A 16,085-nucleotide genomic window follows, 5' to 3' on the forward strand; every position below is an offset into this window, starting at 1 on the left:
AATATGAACATACGGATTGTTACCGATTCAACGGCCGATTTACCTCAAGAGGTGTTTGATTCCTTACAAATTACGGTCGTTCCATTAACAGTTTCTATAAGCGGTAAGGAGTATCAGGATCGCGTTGATATCACGCCTAGTGAATGGATTCAACTTATTCAGTCATCTCAAGATGTGCCGAAAAGCTCACAACCAGCTGTTGGAAAATTCGTCAATGTGTATGAGGCGTTGTTACAGGAATGCGATCATGTGATCAGTATCCACTTAACAGATAAACTAAGCGGAACCGTTCACACAGCAAAACAAGCGGCTGATCTTGTCGATGGAAACGTGACGGTCATTGATTCTCTTTTTGTGTCTCGCGCCCTCGGTTTTCAAGTGCAAACCGCTGGCGAACTAGCAAAAGAAGGCGCCCCATTCGAGCAGATTATAGAGAAATTGTCAGCGATTCGCAAACGAACAAAACTCTATATTATAGTGGATACGTTAGAATATTTAGCTCGAGGAGGGCGTATTGGGAAGGGAAGAGCTTTGCTTGGTTCTCTTTTGAAAATTAAGCCGATTGCCTCCTTGGTTGATGGGGAGTACACGCCTATCCAAAAGGTTCGTAAAGCAACGCAAGGCTTCCAGTTCATGATCAATCAGTTACAGCAAGATGCGAAGTTAGGTCTTATAAAGGGAGTAAGCATTGCACACGCCGATGCGCAAGGATATGCTAAGGCTTTACAACAACTTATTCATGAACGCTGCAACCTACCGTGTGACATTACGGAAACGACCCCGATTATCAGTACACACACGGGACCAGGAGCGTATGCATTTTTTTATTATATAGACGAGTAGACAGCCCTTTCTGAAAAGATGGGCTGTTTTTTAGGATATGATGTCATAGATGAAGCATAACGGTTCCCTTTTGAAGAATAGATTGGAAATAGAAGGGAGTGTATGCCGTGCCTAAGCGAAGAAAGGTGAACGTTATTTATGTAGCGGATTTCGGTATTGATGATGTATTGGGACTTATGTATGCTTATGCAAGTGAAGAGATAAATATTGTGGCGATCGTAGCGGACTACGGTAACATCCCAAAGCACGATGCGTTACGAAACGCTGCTTATATTCGGCAGCTCACAAACCATTGGGAAGTTCCCGTATTTGCGGGAGCGGCGATTCCTCTCACGGGCATAGAGCCGAAATTTTATCATGAAATTCATGGGTGGAGCGGATTAGGTCCCTTAAATCCCAGCGTGAGCGAATATGATTTCGGTAACTTTTTTGAGCTATATCACTTTTTACAATCTTTTGAAGAGTCACTTGTTGTTGCAAATGTAGGGCGATGTACATCCTTGGCCACTATGTTCGTTATGTTTCCAGAAATTATGGAGAAAGTCGAGTCCTTTACTGTAATGGGAGGAGCGTTTTTTTCACCTGGAAATGTGACTGCAGTGAGTGAGGCCAATTTTTACGGAGATCCTTATGCAGCCAATTTAGTATTAAGACAGTCATCAAAGCCAGTTCAAATTATTCCGTTAGACATCACAGACTATGCCATCATCACCCCACAAATGACTTGGGAAATTCAATCCTATTTGGAAGCGCGTAAGCACCCATTTAGCACCATCTTTCAACCAATGTTAGACTATTACTACCAAGGCTACAAAAAGTTGCTTCATTTTTCGATAGGAAGCCCGATTCACGATGTGGTCGCTCTTTGGTCGCTTCGTCACCATGCACAGATTAGGTATGAACGCGTTCCAACCATTGTTGTGACAGCGCCTGGAGCGGCCTTTGGGCAATCGATTGGTGACTTTCGTCGTACGAAAACGATGGAGACATACCGAGAGCACGATGTCGCTTTGCATTTCTCTTACACATCTTTTATTCAAGACTTTTATAAGACTATGACGTCTCTCTAATTAGAGACCATACGAACACGTTTTTATATCATCCTCTTCAAGGTGTACGCTTGGAGCAGGGTGTTTTTTAATAGCAATACGTTAGAGAGTACACGATTGCTATTTCTATTTCTTTATAAATGAATGGAATGGGACGACAAAGGCAATAGTGGAAAATGAGTTCATAGGAACGTTATTCTATTTGACGAGCGATTATTCGGGAGTGAAGAAGAATATTTATACGAGGAATTTTTCATCCGAATGACGTTGGCTACGAGTTTATATCCTGAGAGATCACGATAGCTACTTTTTGAGTAGAACCTGGAGAAGTGGGGAAATTCAATTTCTCTTAGATAAATAGAAGATATGGACGAGAATGAGGAGGAAGAAACGTAGATGAAAAATAAGGCGTGGAAGCGAGGATTTTTTCTCTTGCTTGGTCTACTACTGTCTGTTGTGATCATGTTGTCTGTGTTGATATTCATGCCTGTTGGGGAACCTACAGAACAAGAAAGAGCAAGTGGGAATTCCAGCGAAGGGGCGCTCTCACAGTATGCCCAAGTGAACGCACAAGTCACAAAACAGGATTTATCAGCTATCGTCAATGATTACATAGAGGAACAAAATGTAAATGGACCTATCTCGTATTGGCTAACCTTTAGTGATACCGTTAATTTAAATGGTTCGCTTGCTGTTTTCGGTACGGAAATTGAACTGCAAATGGCTTTCAGTCCACTCGTACAAGAAAATGGGGACGTGCTCTTAAGACAAGAGTCCATCTCTATTGGTCAACTGCAATTACCGGTAGACTATGTGTTAAAGTATATTCGTGATTCTTATCAGTTTCCGGAGTGGGTAGAAATCCTCCCGAATCAAGAACGTGTTTATGTTGATTTAGACGGGCTGACTTTACAAAGTGGGGCAAAGGTGAAGCTTTCTTCTTTTGATCTCGCAGATGATGACATCAGATTTACCTTATACATTCCGCGTAACTCTTAGTTTAGCGTGATGATCCGTGCTGCTTCCAAACGATGAGCAAACACGTTTACTTCTACTTAAAAAAGGAGTAAAATGCCGAGATAAGGTGGAAACGTGTAATTTGAGGTAAGGAGTGGGAACGTGTGGGAAATCTTGAACAAGCTACTTTCGCAGGTGGTTGCTTTTGGTGTATGGTAAAGCCCTTCGATGAACAACCCGGCATTCATGCTGTTGTGTCAGGATATACTGGGGGGCATACAGAAAACCCTACTTATGAAGAAGTGTGCAGTGAGACGACGGGTCACGTTGAAGCTGTACAAATTACTTACGACCCAGCTGTGTTTCCTTATAAGAGGCTTATGGAGTTATTTTGGCAACAAATTGATCCGACAGATGCAGGTGGACAATTTGCAGATCGTGGTGAATCGTATGGAACAGTCATTTTCACTCATACAGATGAACAAAAGCAAATTGCAGAACAATCAAAGCATGCACTGAATGAAAGTGGGCGTTTTAGTAAACCTGTAGTTACTCCCATACGAGACGCCGTTACATTTTATCCTGCAGAAGATTATCACCAACAGTTTTATAAAAAGAATCCAGCCCATTACAATAGATACCGTGTAGGCTCTGGGCGCGCAACCTTTATACAAGAGCATTGGAGTGAAGCATAATGGGAAATGAAAAGGATTCGTTACGAGCAAAACTTTCTCCGATGAGTTACCATGTCACACAGGAAAACGGGACGGAACCACCGTTTCGAAATGAATACTGGGATGAAGAGCGTGATGGTATTTATGTGGACGTGATCTCAGGAAAACCTTTATTTAGTTCACTCGACAAGTACGATGCTGGATGTGGGTGGCCAAGCTTCACAAAACCAATTGAGCTGGAGGAGATTGAGGAGCTGGAAGACAGAAGCCATTTAATGGTACGCACTGAAGTCCGTTCAAAAAAAGGTGAAGCCCACTTAGGACATGTGTTTAACGACGGTCCAAAAGAGGCAGGCGGTTTGCGTTACTGCATTAATTCTGCAGCACTTAAATTTGTTTCAATAGAAGAGCTTGAAAAAGAGGGCTACGGACAGTATAAAAAGTTATTTTCATGACGGCGTTTTTTAGCCTGAACCTAGAAGGAGTGTCACCATGTTTAAAAAGCTATTCGGACAAAAAAAGCAAGCTGAACCAACTGTTGCGGTGAAAGCACCGCTAACTGGTACTATTGTCCAGCTAGAAGAGGTGCCAGACCCGGTTTTCTCTCAAAAGATGATGGGAGACGGAGTGGCGATACAGCCCACAGAAGGCAAGGTCGTTTCCCCAGTAGACGGAGAAATCATTCAAGTTTTCCCGACTAAACACGCGGTTGGATTAAAAGCCGACAATGGGCTTGAAATCTTGATCCATATTGGACTAGAAACGGTCTCGATGAATGGTGAGGGCTTCGAGGCGCATGTATCTGAAGGGAAAAGAGTCTCTGTTGGCGATCCACTCGTTACGTTTGATCTTGAAAAAGTGAAAGCGGAAGCGAAAAGTACGATCACGCCAGTTATTTTAACGAATGCCGACCAAATTGAGGCTGCAAATAAACATGAAATCTCCTCTGTGCAAGCAGGGAATGACGCTATTTTAACGGTTACGGTGAAAGCATAAGGAAAAGGGCGACTCCAATCATGGAATCGTCCTTTTTTGCACTTATAAGTCGTAAATGCGCGTATACTTTTCCTCTAAGTATTGAACTAAATAGGAGGCGTTAAGCGGTTCACCAGTAACTCGCTCAACAAGCTCGGTTGGCTCATACAGCTTCCCCCACTGGTGAATATTTTCCGTTAACCAGGCAACAACTGTTTTCACATCTCCGGCGCGTAACAAGTCATCCAAGTTCGGAATCTCTTTTCTTACTGTGTAGTAAATTTGCGCTGCATACAAGTTTCCGAGTGAGTAGGAAGGGAAGTAACCGAAACCTCCGTGAGACCAGTGAACGTCTTGGAGAACGCCCTCTGTGTCTGTTTCTGGTACGACGCCGAGATACTCCTGCATTTTCTCATTCCACACTTGTGGCAAGTCTTTCACTTCGATAGACCCTTCGATCAATCCCTTTTCAATCTCATACCGAATCATGATATGTAAATTGTACGTGAGCTCATCTGCTTCAACGCGAATTAGTGAAGGAGACACGGCATTTACTGCACGCGCAAATTCAGAACGATCAACGCCCCGTAGCTGCTCTGGGAAAGTAGCTTGAAGAGCAGGGAAGAAGTAAGACCAAAACGGCTCACTACGTCCAATGACGTTTTCTAAAAACCGCGATTGCGACTCGTGAATCCCGAAAGAAGTACCTCGACGTAGGCAAGAGCCTTCGTATGTAGGGTTCACGTTTTGCTCGTACAAGCCGTGTCCCGTTTCATGAATCGTCCCGAAAATACTAGACCGAACGTTATCCTCTAAATAACGAGTAGTCAAACGAATGTCTCCTGTATTGACGGCGAGGGCAAATGGATGCACCGTCTCATCTAATCGCCCTGCATCTGTATCAAACCCGAGATGAGGAAGTAAATACTTACTAAAGTTTTCCTGTGCTTTGGCGTCATACTTCTTATCGAAAATAGACGTATCTGGCTGGTTAGGTGCTGCTTGAATACGTTGTAGGAGCGAGACCGTTTTGTCACGAAGCGATTGAAAGAGCTCGTCTAAAATTTCGACTGTGAAACCAGGCTCGTAATCTGCTAGTAACGCATCATACGGATGGTCCCCATAGCCATACAATTCTGCAAATTTCCGTTGTAAATCGACCATTTTCTCTAAATACGGGCGGTATGCTTCAAAATTGTTTTCTTCTCGTGCTTGTTCCCACGCTTGGTTGGCATTGGAGCTAAGCAGTACATACTCTTTGTTTAATTCTGGGGGAACCTTTTTTGACCGTTCGTAGCTTTTCGCACGTTCACGTACAGCGGCGCGTTCTTCCTGTGCCAATTCTGTTTGCGCATCTTTTTCGCGTAAACGAGCTAGAAACTGTCCCATTTGCTCAGAAGTAGACAGAGCGAACACTTCCTCAGCTAATGTCCCTCTCGCTTTGGCAAATAAACCTCGCCCTTTCTTCGGTGCCTTTGTGCGAGCATCCCAGTTCACCAGACCTAAAATGTTTCCATAATGTGATAGCTTTTCATCTAATTTTTTAAAACCTTCCCGCGCCTCCTGAACAGAAAGGGTAACTGTCGAGATATTCGTAGACATAAACATCCTCCTCATATTTAAAACTTTCTGACAGTATAGCATATTCCTTCGTATGACGAAACAGTTTTTCTGAGCTTGTCGACTAGGCAAAAGCACAGACCCAAAACCCATTTGAAACATACAGTATGAGTGAATACAGAAAAAATTAAGGAGTGTGTGCCCATGTATCCTTACTATGATAATTACAACTACTGCTGTGCCTATCCAGTCCAGGAGTACCCAGTAAGAGGTGGAAACTGGTTCGCGCTAATCGTCGTACTGTTTATTTTGTTAATCATCATCGGTGCAACAGTTTGCTAAATTAGGAAGAAATACAGCATTTTTGAACATCCTCTTTTTAGCAAATAAAATAAGGGAAGGTCAGCATAGGCTAACCTTCCCTTCCATTTATTTACACTTTAAAATTGGCTATCAAGGTATTCAATTGTTCTGCTTGTTTACTTAGTTCACTTGCGGAAGCTGTTACTTGTTCCATAGCGGCAGAGCCTTCTTCACTTGCAGCTGCATTTGTCTCGGTATGCTCTGCAGTCGCAACAGCCATTTGTTGCACGGCTTGAAACGACTCCGTTAGCGCGCTTGATCGTTGCTCGGTTTCGTACATATGAGTAGCCATCAGTTGAATAATTCTGTTCACTTCTTCTGTTTTACTCGCAATGTTTGTAAACGCTGTGTGTACATCGTCTGTATGTTTGACACCTGTCTGAACTTCTTGCATCACCGTATCATTTTCGCTAAGAACATTTTGTATCGCACTTTGTATGGTTTCAACAATATGAGTAATTTCCTCAGCAGCATGTTGTGATTGTTCAGCGAGTTTTCTTACTTCATTAGCGACAACAGCAAAGCCTTTCCCATGTTCACCAGCTCGTGCCGCTTCTATAGCTGCGTTTAAAGCAAGTAAATTGGTTTGGTCTGCAATGTTTGTGATTGTTTGGATAATGTCACCGATTTTTTCGGAATCTTCACCGAGTCCGGTCATCAACGAAGAGTTTCGCTCAACCGTTCCAGAAATGGTGTGAATGCTCGTTTTTTGTGCGTGAAGTTGCGACGATCCCTTTTTAGCCGCAACACGCATATCTTCTGATGCGGATTGCACGTTGACGACATGTAGTTGAAGCTCTTGATTTGCTGTGTGAAGTGATTCCAATTCCGTCAAAGCTGTATTTGTTTTATCCTTTGTTCCTTCGCTAAGGTAAGCAATTTCGGTTGTACTGTCAGCGATGGAAGCGATCGTTTTCGATGTTTCCTCACTTGATGCTAGCAATTGCTGACTAGATGCTGATACATTTTCGGACAGTTTAGCCACACTTGTCACGATATGGGCAATACCTTCAATAAGCTCATTCGTTTGGTGCGCTAGTATACCGAATTCGTCGTTGTGAGTCGCACGAATACGTTTTGTTAAATCACCACCGGCTGCAGCAATCTCTGTAATGGACTGCCCGATGACCGTGGCATTTCGTTTAATGTTTTTCGATAAGAAAGTACCGAAGACAATGGAAATGATGATGGCTAAACCACTTAATCCAAACATAATCGACTGAAACAACGTCACATTGCTATTCAGATTAGCAATTCGTGAATTCAATTGATCTTTCTCGGTTGTTTGGAGTTGATTTAACCCATCTCTAATTGCATCCATACCTCGTTTTCCTTGCATCGTGATGACAAGATTCTTTGCTTCTTCTTCAGATGCTCGCCGCGTTTCCACAACGCCGTCAATCCAAGCGATCCAGTCTTGGTATTCGGTCTGGATTGAGGACAATAGTTCTTTTTGAACAGAATCTGATGCTAATTCTTCATCGAGAATACGAAAGATATCTTTTATCGTTGCTTTCCCATTACCGTATGGAGCAAGAAATGACTCAGCGCCCGTAATGACAAAACCACGTTCTCCTGTCTCAATATCGACAAGAGACTTTTGCAATGATTGGATGTTTGTTTGTACGTTAAATTCTTTCTCCAAAATCGTATCAAGCTCTGCTTTCAGTTGGCTTAAATTCATATAAGATATTCCCGCCAATGATACAATCACAAGCAAGCTGATACTGTAGGAAATCCAGATCTTTCCTCGAATCGTTTTCCAGTATGTCTTCACTTCCGATGACTCCCCTCGTTTCATGTGTCTCTGTCGTCTTATCGACAAAATCCACAATATGTTAAGCAGTGATTTGGACAGACAGTCGAGTATTCATATATAAATATAAATTGTCCATTTGTAGTTTGGATAGCGAGTCATATTGTTGAATATTTTAAGAAATATAGAAATTAAAAAGTAGCTGCTGAAATCTAGATTTTTTTTGAGAATCTGATACAGTGAGGAGAAAAGTCGTAAAGTAGGGGTGAACAACATGCGACGCTCTTTTTACCATTTTCTCATGACGCACCGGAACCCGAAGGCAAAGAATGCGATTCAGCAATTTGCGAACGATGCGTACGAAGACCACAGCTTTCCAAAGCATACTTCCGATTACGATGAGGTAAGTCGATACTTAGAAGAGCAGGTTGATTATTTACCGTCCCTGGCTGTATTTGATTACGCGTGGCAAGAGTATGAAGAAATTGAAGAAAAAGGGAAGAGATGATTCGCTCATCTCTTCCCCTTTTTTGTGTGGTTTGCATATACTACTACTAATTCTGACAGGTCTAGGAGATGGGAGGCTATGAGCAAACGAAAACAACCGAAGTTTCAGATAGGTGATACCGTTGTTGTGACGTTGTACGGTACAGTAGGAAAAATTACAAACGTAAAGGAATTAGAAGGTGTGTATGTTTATGAAGTGAACGGCAGCGGAGGCCTTTTTATGGAGACAGTGTTAACACATTTTTCAGAATACGAAGAGGAAGCACATGAACGTGAACACATCGAACTGTATTACGCCTTTAATTTTGGAGATATCGTGCAGGTGAGAGGAAGAGGATCCGACTTGTATAAAGTGGTCGGGTTTCGGACAGAAGTATGGCGCTACGAAGAAGATGCTTGGGAAGATATCGTATATGAACTGTCACGTACGAAAGACGGTCAATGGTTAGAAGTGGGTGAAGAAGACTTGACACTCGTAGTCAAACCAGATCAGAAAAAAACATACTCACAAATGATCGGTATGCATACAGAAAAAAAGAAACAGGAACCACCTAAGCAAAACTTAACAAAGCAACCACCAAAAGTTTCGCTTTCTAAAACAAAGTTAGTGCAACTTCACGAACAAAAGCGAGAAAAAATGAATGCGTTACTCGACTTATACAATGATTATCGCTATTTACACCAATTATTTGGTGACGACCATTATCATCAGGCCCAGGGGATGATTTTGCGGAAGCTAAAGCAACTTGCGAACGAATGGAAGTCACTTCCTACCGAGAAACGAGCGTCGTCATCATAAGCATAAAAACAAAGAAACCACTTGTCACAACCGTGATGAAAACACCTTTCGTAAAAGTTTCCATATATTGAAGAATTTTTTCTTCTGACATGTATAGTGCCCCCTAAATTATCAAGATAGTGCAGTCTATGCTTGTCCTTTTAGAAACATGCCTTCCTCTCTTAACGCATAAAAAAAGTTGTTGTCTCATAGGATGGAAGTAAAAGGGGAGATGAACTTGGGTGAGATGGAAGTGTACATTGATACAGAAGAAATGGCATCGTTTATTTTTCGTGAACTCATCGAACGCGGGTTCGTCCCATCAGAGGATGAATCAAACGAATTAGCTGATATTTTTTTCGAATATTTGCTTCTTAAATGTGTTATAGACGAAGAAATGGAAGATGGATAAATGAACTGGCTACTAGGGGAAACCCAGTAGCCAGTTTTTTATTGGAAGAATTCGTGAAGCGCATCTCCTATCCAATCCATGGTTTGTAATGCGACGGTTGCTTTCCGTAAGGCGCTCGTGTGATCGGTGAGACGGCAGTAGGAAGCTTGCCCGTAATGAAATGTGTCAGGTAAGGTCGCTGTTTTACACCAGTCCTCCGGTTGCCAATCTGGAATGTTGACTGCTGGCCAAACAGAAGAAAGGCGCGGACTCCATATTTTTTTACTGCTTGTTCTGTGGCGGGAGTATATCTTTGGCCACAGATCTTCACGACTTCCTGTATGGGCAGTTTCTTTTGCCCAATTTCCCGCAAATTTCAATGTGCTTTTTTGACTATACAAAAGGGTGTAGAGCACTCGCCCTATACGAATACGCTCTGTAACTAGTTCAAATTGGGAAACCGTTACACCGCGAACGCGAGGAGAAAGGAGTAGTACACTCTTTTTATACGGAAAGATGACGTGTGTAAAGGGGAGTACATTTTGAATTCGAAACGGGAACGATGAAACGACTGCTTGACTTTCTTTTCGTGATAGATGGCGTACCTCAATCATACGTTGTTCGTTTTCGATAAGTGCACACGTCAAGAAAGCTTTGCGTGTGGCGGGAGATCGCAAAAAAAATATCCAAGCTGCTTCATTGAAAACAGATACGTGAAAATGTCGTAACAATGTAGAAGGTATGTGGAAACCACGCTGCTTATTGAGCGCATACCACATTAATTGTGGGAAAGCATCTTGAAAGATCCACGCGTTGGCGGTTTCAAGAAAGGAAAACAAGGTAGCGTGATTTTTTGGCGAGAGGAGAGAGTCTAACGTTTCCCCTTTTAAATCTGTCATTTGATAACCACCGTTGCGACTAACAAGATGTGCAAGTAACGACCAGTGAAGTTCTGGATGCTGTGCGTAAAGCTGTAAATAGGCTTTCGTTCGTGTGACATTATCTTTGTTGTGTAAAATCGTTGCGTTACGTATGGAGCGAACCCATTCCCTTTCTTGGTTCGTCGTCACGAGCGGTGTCATTCTCTCCTCCATGCAAGTTGACAGAAGTTGCTGAAATTCCTCTTCCTCTTCAAGAGATACAAAGGGAGTTAGTAAAGGAGTTTTTGTGACAAAAGACACTTCCCTCCATGTAAATTATAAAGACTGAATCCCGTTTATATTATGAAAGAAGTCGGATATTTAGACTTTTGTCTAAATTCGACAAGAGACGAGCAAGATAGACAAAGGGATTCTTGTGATGAGGTCGAAAATGGTAGTAACACTTGTCGTGAAAGGAGCGCTTGACTTATGTTTCCTGTTAAATGCGACCCTGTTCGAGAAACAGAGGATTTTCAACTTACATTGTTTCAAACACCAAGATATGGGTTGAAAAGGGGGTATAAAATCGTTTTCCGTCAAAGTTTTCAGGGGAAAACACATGAGGATGTGATGTATCAATTATTTCAGTTGTTAAACGTTCGTGAGCGGATGCCGGAAGATTACTCAGCACGCTTTGTAGGTACTGGAGATATTGTGTCTGTGGAAAGAGGATCGCATAGCCCGATTTATTATGAATTAAAGCCTGGTGGTTGGAAGGAAGTACGAAGATTACGTGTCTTATGAAAAGAAGAGGAGGGGTGGTGCTCACCCCTAAGATAAGGTTACTTTAGGTTACTCGGCGTGGTACACCTAATCACTCTGTATTGTCTCCAGGTCCATTTTTGCGTTTGGCAGATGTGAATTCTTTTTTATGTGCGACTTCTTTCGCTTCGAGTACTTCAGGGGGAACATGGTTATTCTTTTTCTGTCTTAAACTGTTGCGCGGTTTCTTACCCACTCGGAACACCTCCCTACTTGTAGGATTCTTTTTCTTGAAGAAGATATACGGATAGCGCTAAACTTCATGAGTGGGAATTCCTTCTTCTCACGTAGGAGGTGTGCACCCACTATAGGATAAAATGTATAAACGTGCTGCAAAATATGGTATAGTGTTTTTTGCTTACTTGGCAATAAAGGAGGAAATTAGAATTGAGTATTCATATTGGTGCAAAACAAGGTGACATTGCGGAAACAGTTCTGCTTCCTGGGGACCCGCTTCGTGCGAAATATATTGCGGAAACGTTTTTAGAAGATGTGACGTGCTACAATGAAGTGCGGAACATGTTTGGCTACACCGGTACATATAATGGTAAGCGCGTGTCAGTACAAGGAACTGGTATGGGGGTTCCTTCTATTTCTATTTACATTACCGAGTTGATGCAGGAGTACGGCGTACAAAATTTAATTCGGGTAGGAACGTGTGGAGCTATCCAAAAAGATGTAAAGGTTCGCGACGTAATTTTAGCTATGACCGCCTCCACGGATTCCAAGATGAACGAGATTACTTTTGGTGGGATTGATTATGCTCCGACAGCAAACTTTTCTCTTTTAAAAAAGGCATTTGATGTCGGATCGGAGCGCGGTCTCCAATTAAGAGTAGGAAACGTATTTACAGCAGATTTATTCTATAATGACAATGCTGAACACGAGAAATGGGCTCAGTATGGAATTCTTGCTTTAGAGATGGAAACGGCTGCATTGTACACACTTGCAGCTAAATATGGTAGAAAAGCGCTATCTGTACTGACCGTGAGCGATCATATCTTAACTGGCGAGGCAACATCTTCTGAGGAACGCCAACTGACTTTCAACGATATGATTGAAGTTGCTCTCGATGCAGCGATCCAAGAGTAAAAACGTCTGAGCACTTGCTTGCTATAGCGAGTGCTTTTTTTGTTGTCTTTTTTTTGTACAAGTTATACACACCTCTTTCATATAGTGAAAGGTAAGCAAACCTCTAGGAGGGGGATCAGATGCTTAGAAAAGCTATAGCTGTATTACTGGGTAGTCTTCTGTGTGCTGTCGGAATTAATGCGTTCTTCGTACCTTATCATTTAATTGATGGCGGAATGATTGGTGTCGGATTGCTTGCGCATTACGTGTGGGGCCTACCTGCAGGGCTCGTTATGGTGTTTGCGAGCATACCGCTATACATATGGGCATGGTTTTCATATAGGCCGTATTTTTATAACAGTTTACATGGGTTGCTCATTTCTTCGTTTCTTATTGATGTGTTAGCACCACTTAGAAACTGGCTTGATGTTTCTGTTATCATTAGTGCCATTTCAGGAGGACTACTTGTAGGTATTGGAATTGGTGTGATGCTTTCACAAGAGACGAGTACAGGTGGAACAGATTTGGCAGCTCAGTTAACAGGCAGACTCATCCCTTGGAATGTAGGCATAATCATTTTTTTCATAGACGGGCTCGTTCTGTTAGCTGGGGCGAATGTGATTGGGTGGGAAGCTTTCTTTCAGTCGTTGCTCGCAGTTTGCACTGTTGGAATTGCTACGAGCACGCTTGTGGCGAGAACGACGCCGAGCATGTGAATACATCTTTTTCATTGTCCAAATGATATCCGTCTGCTATGATGGTCGAAGGTACAAAATTATTGTGCAGTAATTCTTAAAGAAAGTGCGGTGGGTCAAATGGACAAACATGAGCAATCCAATCAAGATACCACTACCGACGAATCTATAGAAACAGAAAACAACCATCCAATGGACGATTCAAGGGATGAAGGAGTACTTGATTCATCCGAGGAAGAACAAGTGTCGAATCGTTGGGTTCGATTTAAACCTTTTCCTTTCGTTATGCTTATTTTCGTAACGATTTTTGCAACGGCTGGAATTACGACTTTTGCACTTACGTATGGGGAAGAGAAGGCTGTCGAAGTCGGAATGCCAGAGCCGAGAGATGAATTTTCAAAATTATACGAGGCGTACGATGAGTTGCAGGCAACCTACTTTGAACCATTAGATCAAGATGTATTGGTCGAAGGTGCTATTAATGGAATGTTTGATGCCATTGACGACCCTTACTCTGATTATATGAATATCGAAGAAGCAGAGGGATTTTACGACACACTATCCTCATCCTTTCAAGGGATAGGAGCTGAAATTCAACAGCAGAATAATACGATTATTATCGTATCACCTCTGAAAGGATCACCTGCTGAAAAGGCGGGTCTTCTCCCGAACGATCGTATTTTGGAAGTTGACGGAGAATCCATTCAAGGGATGGATGCACGAGAGGCTAGTTTAATTATCCGTGGTGAAAAAGGCTCTGAGGTGACGTTATTAATTGAAAGACCAGGAACTGATGAACCGTTTGAAGTGACTTTGACACGGGACGAAATTCCGCTTGAAACCGTTTATGAGGAAATGGTTTCTGAGACCATTGGTACAATTCAAGTTACGAATTTCTCAGAGAATACTACCGCCGACGTGAAGAAAGCAATAGCGACACTCGAAGAAGAAGGAATGGAACAATTGATCTTAGATTTGCGTGGGAACCCTGGTGGTTTGTTGCCGGAAGCCACTGCCATGAGTGAATTGTTTATTCCTAATGGAGAACCAATTCTATCTATTGAGGAACGGTCTGGAACGAAGCAAACTTACGTTTCTAAGGCAGAGAGTACTTTTGATAAACCGGTGGTCGTTCTTATCGATGGAGGAAGTGCGAGCGCTTCTGAAATCGTCGCAGCCGCAATGCAGGAAACGCTTGATACACCGATTATTGGCCAAACTTCATTTGGAAAAGGCACTGTTCAAACGGCTATCGACTTTGAGGACGGCTCGAATATGAAATACACGACAGCGAGATGGCTGACACCGGATGGGAATTGGGTTAATGAAAAAGGCGTCCAACCGGATGTGGAAGTCACACTCCCTGCTTATTATCAACTCCCGCTCGTAAATACGAAGAACACGTACGAAGAAGGTGTCGTGTCTGCAGACGTTCAAGTAATAGAAACAATATTAGAATTGCTAGGCTACGCACCGGGTACTGTTGATGAAAGTTTCGATAGCGAGACGACAGTAGCTGTGAAAGCCTTCCAAGAAGCTGAAGACCTTGAAGTTACGGGAATACTCACCGAGGAAGGCACGACGGTATTATTTCAAGCATTGCAACAATATGCTCTAAATAATGATCCGTTTGTACAAGAAGCAGAAAACGTATTGAATGGTGAAAATACTTCTACTTCTGGTGAAAAGAGCGATGATGCAGCCTAAACAAAAAAACTGCTGACCTATTAAGAGGTCAGCAGTTTTTTTGCCTTTTTAAAGGGGGAAGTATATTGAGCAGTTGATTGTTCCAAAATGTTAGTAAACGATTGGAAAAGGAGGGCCGTCGACTTGAAAAAAATAATATCCAATTTACTTGTCGTAGTTTTCGTTCTGACTGCCTGTACGCCGTGGCTATTTTCTGATCCGTCGACGGAAAATGATCCCCTCACCGATGATAAGGATAACCGCATAGAAGAGACACCAGTTCTAGACGAACGTGAGAAAAATGATTTTTCATCTTCACTCTCTTTTCTAGAGGAGAAGACAACCTTCCTCCTATTAGGTGTCGATCAGAGGGAAAATGAACCTGCCCGCTCGGATGCCATTTTATTAGCACAGTACGATCCACAGAGTGAAAAGGTCAAGCTTGTTTCCTTTATGAGAGACAGCTTTGTGAATGTTCCGGGTTACGGGGAAACGAAATTAAATCATGCCTATGTTTACGGTGGAGAAACTCTATTAAAGACTACAGTTGAAGAAAACTTTGATATTGAAGTTGATCATGTAGTGTCTATCAATTTTGATGGGTTTATAAATATGATGAACGAACTTGTGCCAGAAGGAATCGAAGTAGACGTAACAGAAGCCATGGTGACCGGTATGGACTTTGCTAAAGAGCCTGGGATACAGACGTTAAAAGGAGAGGACTTGTTACAATACGTACGATTTCGGCACGATTCAGAAAATGACTTTGGGCGAGTAGAAAGGCAACAAGAAATTCTTGTTGAGGTAAAAGAGGCTGTCCTGCAAGAAATCAAGTCTATTGACGGGATGATCAAAATTCCATCCCTGGTCAAAGAAGCAACGAAGTATGTAGAGACTGATTTACAAATAAAGGATTGGATATCGATAGGTTCTACGATCGCGATGCAAGGATTAGGTGACATTGAGACGTTACGCATTCCAGTTTCAAATGGGTTTACAAATCGTTTGGAAGCAGAGGCTGGAGCTGTTCTTCAGCTTGATATGAAAAAGAACAAAGACGCATTAAGAGCATTTTTACGTGAATCACAACAATAATCA

19 protein-coding genes and 1 pseudogene are annotated in these 16,085 nt (G+C 42.4%); 15 read left to right on the plus strand and 5 right to left on the minus strand.

Going from position 1 to position 16,085, the window contains the following annotated elements; translation table 11 throughout:
- Nucleotides 1-3 precede the first annotated feature (3 nt).
- From HHK01_RS06900 to HHK01_RS06925, 6 genes are all read left to right on the plus strand, one after another.
- Nucleotides 4-843, plus strand: coding sequence for a DegV family protein (locus tag HHK01_RS06900; protein ID WP_170007094.1), 840 nt, complete (start codon nt 4-6; stop codon nt 841-843).
- A gap of 107 nt (nt 844-950) precedes the next feature.
- Nucleotides 951-1,913: a nucleoside hydrolase gene (locus HHK01_RS06905; protein ID WP_170007096.1), complete on the plus strand. Its 963-nt coding sequence runs from the start codon at nt 951-953 to the stop codon at nt 1,911-1,913.
- 375 nt (nt 1,914-2,288) lie between these two features.
- A complete protein-coding gene (locus HHK01_RS06910; protein WP_170007098.1) occupies nt 2,289-2,891 on the plus strand; it encodes a YpmS family protein in 603 nt (200 codons plus the stop codon).
- A gap of 170 nt (nt 2,892-3,061) precedes the next feature.
- Complete coding sequence (gene msrA / locus HHK01_RS06915) at nt 3,062-3,544, plus strand: peptide-methionine (S)-S-oxide reductase MsrA (protein WP_170008699.1); 483 nt, start codon at nt 3,062-3,064, stop codon at nt 3,542-3,544.
- On the plus strand, nt 3,544-3,978 hold the full coding sequence (msrB, locus tag HHK01_RS06920) for a peptide-methionine (R)-S-oxide reductase MsrB (RefSeq protein ID WP_170007099.1): 435 nt from the start codon (nt 3,544-3,546) through the stop codon (nt 3,976-3,978). The genes msrA and msrB overlap by 1 nt, the downstream gene beginning before the upstream one ends.
- 37 nt (nt 3,979-4,015) lie before the next feature.
- A complete protein-coding gene (locus HHK01_RS06925) occupies nt 4,016-4,519 on the plus strand; it encodes a PTS sugar transporter subunit IIA (protein WP_170007101.1) in 504 nt (167 codons plus the stop codon).
- Nucleotides 4,520-4,561: 42 nt separating this feature from the next.
- Here the strand turns inward: HHK01_RS06925 and HHK01_RS06930 are convergent, their stop codons facing one another.
- Nucleotides 4,562-6,100, minus strand: coding sequence for a carboxypeptidase M32 (locus tag HHK01_RS06930; RefSeq protein ID WP_170007102.1), 1,539 nt, complete (start codon nt 6,098-6,100; stop codon nt 4,562-4,564).
- 162 nt (nt 6,101-6,262) lie between these two features.
- Between HHK01_RS06930 and HHK01_RS06935 the strand changes: the two genes are divergently transcribed.
- Nucleotides 6,263-6,400, plus strand: coding sequence for a YjcZ family sporulation protein (locus HHK01_RS06935; protein ID WP_170007104.1), 138 nt, complete (start codon nt 6,263-6,265; stop codon nt 6,398-6,400).
- Nucleotides 6,401-6,491: 91 nt separating this feature from the next.
- Here the strand turns inward: HHK01_RS06935 and HHK01_RS06940 are convergent, their stop codons facing one another.
- The gene (locus HHK01_RS06940; protein ID WP_407646952.1) at nt 6,492-7,634 is read right to left on the minus strand and encodes a methyl-accepting chemotaxis protein; all 1,143 of its coding nucleotides are present in this window, start codon (nt 7,632-7,634) and stop codon (nt 6,492-6,494) included.
- Nucleotides 7,635-7,682: 48 nt separating this feature from the next.
- Nucleotides 7,683-8,222, minus strand: a pseudogene (locus tag HHK01_RS15905) (CHASE3 domain-containing protein); the annotation flags it as partial.
- Between the two features lie 229 nt (nt 8,223-8,451).
- Between HHK01_RS15905 and HHK01_RS06945 the strand changes: the two are divergent.
- From HHK01_RS06945 to HHK01_RS06955, 3 genes are all read left to right on the plus strand, one after another.
- Nucleotides 8,452-8,685, plus strand: coding sequence for a YozE family protein (locus HHK01_RS06945; protein ID WP_170007108.1), 234 nt, complete (start codon nt 8,452-8,454; stop codon nt 8,683-8,685).
- Nucleotides 8,686-8,763: 78 nt separating this feature from the next.
- Entirely contained in the window at nt 8,764-9,483 is a 720-nt protein-coding gene (locus tag HHK01_RS06950) for a hypothetical protein (RefSeq protein ID WP_170007110.1), read from the plus strand.
- A 217-nt stretch (nt 9,484-9,700) separates the two neighbouring features.
- Complete coding sequence (locus HHK01_RS06955) at nt 9,701-9,874, plus strand: YozD family protein (protein WP_170007111.1); 174 nt, start codon at nt 9,701-9,703, stop codon at nt 9,872-9,874.
- Nucleotides 9,875-9,912: 38 nt separating this feature from the next.
- Here the strand turns inward: HHK01_RS06955 and HHK01_RS06960 are convergent, their stop codons facing one another.
- Nucleotides 9,913-11,034 carry a DUF2515 family protein gene (locus HHK01_RS06960; protein WP_170007112.1) on the minus strand — a complete coding sequence of 374 codons (1,122 nt, stop codon included), beginning with the start codon at nt 11,032-11,034 and terminating at the stop codon, nt 9,913-9,915.
- 168 nt (nt 11,035-11,202) lie between these two features.
- On the opposite strand from HHK01_RS06960, the gene HHK01_RS06965 reads away from it, so the two are divergent.
- Nucleotides 11,203-11,517 (plus strand): hypothetical protein, encoded by a 315-nt coding sequence (locus HHK01_RS06965; RefSeq protein ID WP_170007113.1) that lies wholly within the window; start codon nt 11,203-11,205, stop codon nt 11,515-11,517.
- 70 nt (nt 11,518-11,587) lie between these two features.
- Here HHK01_RS06965 and HHK01_RS06970 read toward each other — a convergent pair whose 3' ends face one another.
- Nucleotides 11,588-11,731, minus strand: a complete 144-nt coding sequence (locus tag HHK01_RS06970; protein WP_170007114.1) for a hypothetical protein — start codon at nt 11,729-11,731, stop codon at nt 11,588-11,590.
- Between the two features lie 191 nt (nt 11,732-11,922).
- Here HHK01_RS06970 and deoD point away from each other — a divergent pair, with 191 nt between their 5' ends.
- The 4 genes from deoD (at nt 11,923) to HHK01_RS06990 (ending at nt 16,082) form a co-directional block, all read left to right on the plus strand.
- Nucleotides 11,923-12,627 carry a purine-nucleoside phosphorylase gene (deoD, locus tag HHK01_RS06975; protein ID WP_170007115.1) on the plus strand — a complete coding sequence of 235 codons (705 nt, stop codon included), beginning with the start codon at nt 11,923-11,925 and terminating at the stop codon, nt 12,625-12,627.
- 119 nt (nt 12,628-12,746) lie between these two features.
- Nucleotides 12,747-13,322 (plus strand): YitT family protein, encoded by a 576-nt coding sequence (locus HHK01_RS06980; protein WP_170007116.1) that lies wholly within the window; start codon nt 12,747-12,749, stop codon nt 13,320-13,322.
- A 99-nt stretch (nt 13,323-13,421) separates the two neighbouring features.
- Nucleotides 13,422-15,008: a S41 family peptidase gene (locus HHK01_RS06985; RefSeq protein ID WP_228027692.1), complete on the plus strand. Its 1,587-nt coding sequence runs from the start codon at nt 13,422-13,424 to the stop codon at nt 15,006-15,008.
- A gap of 123 nt (nt 15,009-15,131) precedes the next feature.
- Nucleotides 15,132-16,082, plus strand: a complete 951-nt coding sequence (locus tag HHK01_RS06990) for an LCP family protein (protein ID WP_170007117.1) — start codon at nt 15,132-15,134, stop codon at nt 16,080-16,082.
- Nucleotides 16,083-16,085: the final 3 nt, after the last annotated feature.

The organism is Bacillus fonticola, assembly GCF_012955605.1.
Classification (GTDB): Bacteria; Bacillota; Bacilli; order Bacillales; family JC228; genus Bacillus_CG; species Bacillus_CG fonticola.

Coding starts and splice junctions, on each gene's coding strand:
- msrB (WP_170007099.1), top strand. CDS start 3,544: ATGGGAAATGAAAAGGATTCGTTACGAGCAAAACTTTCTCCGATGAGT.
- HHK01_RS06940 (WP_407646952.1), bottom strand. CDS start 7,634: ATGTTTGGATTAAGTGGTTTAGCCATCATCATTTCCATTGTCTTCGGT.
- HHK01_RS06950 (WP_170007110.1), top strand. CDS start 8,764: ATGAGCAAACGAAAACAACCGAAGTTTCAGATAGGTGATACCGTTGTT.
- HHK01_RS06935 (WP_170007104.1), top strand. CDS start 6,263: ATGTATCCTTACTATGATAATTACAACTACTGCTGTGCCTATCCAGTC.
- HHK01_RS06925 (WP_170007101.1), top strand. CDS start 4,016: ATGTTTAAAAAGCTATTCGGACAAAAAAAGCAAGCTGAACCAACTGTT.
- HHK01_RS06965 (WP_170007113.1), top strand. CDS start 11,203: ATGTTTCCTGTTAAATGCGACCCTGTTCGAGAAACAGAGGATTTTCAA.
- HHK01_RS06945 (WP_170007108.1), top strand. CDS start 8,452: ATGCGACGCTCTTTTTACCATTTTCTCATGACGCACCGGAACCCGAAG.
- HHK01_RS06910 (WP_170007098.1), top strand. CDS start 2,289: ATGAAAAATAAGGCGTGGAAGCGAGGATTTTTTCTCTTGCTTGGTCTA.
- msrA (WP_170008699.1), top strand. CDS start 3,062: ATGGTAAAGCCCTTCGATGAACAACCCGGCATTCATGCTGTTGTGTCA.
- HHK01_RS06980 (WP_170007116.1), top strand. CDS start 12,747: ATGCTTAGAAAAGCTATAGCTGTATTACTGGGTAGTCTTCTGTGTGCT.
- HHK01_RS06930 (WP_170007102.1), bottom strand. CDS start 6,100: ATGTCTACGAATATCTCGACAGTTACCCTTTCTGTTCAGGAGGCGCGG.
- HHK01_RS06900 (WP_170007094.1), top strand. CDS start 4: ATGAACATACGGATTGTTACCGATTCAACGGCCGATTTACCTCAAGAG.
- HHK01_RS06985 (WP_228027692.1), top strand. CDS start 13,422: ATGGACAAACATGAGCAATCCAATCAAGATACCACTACCGACGAATCT.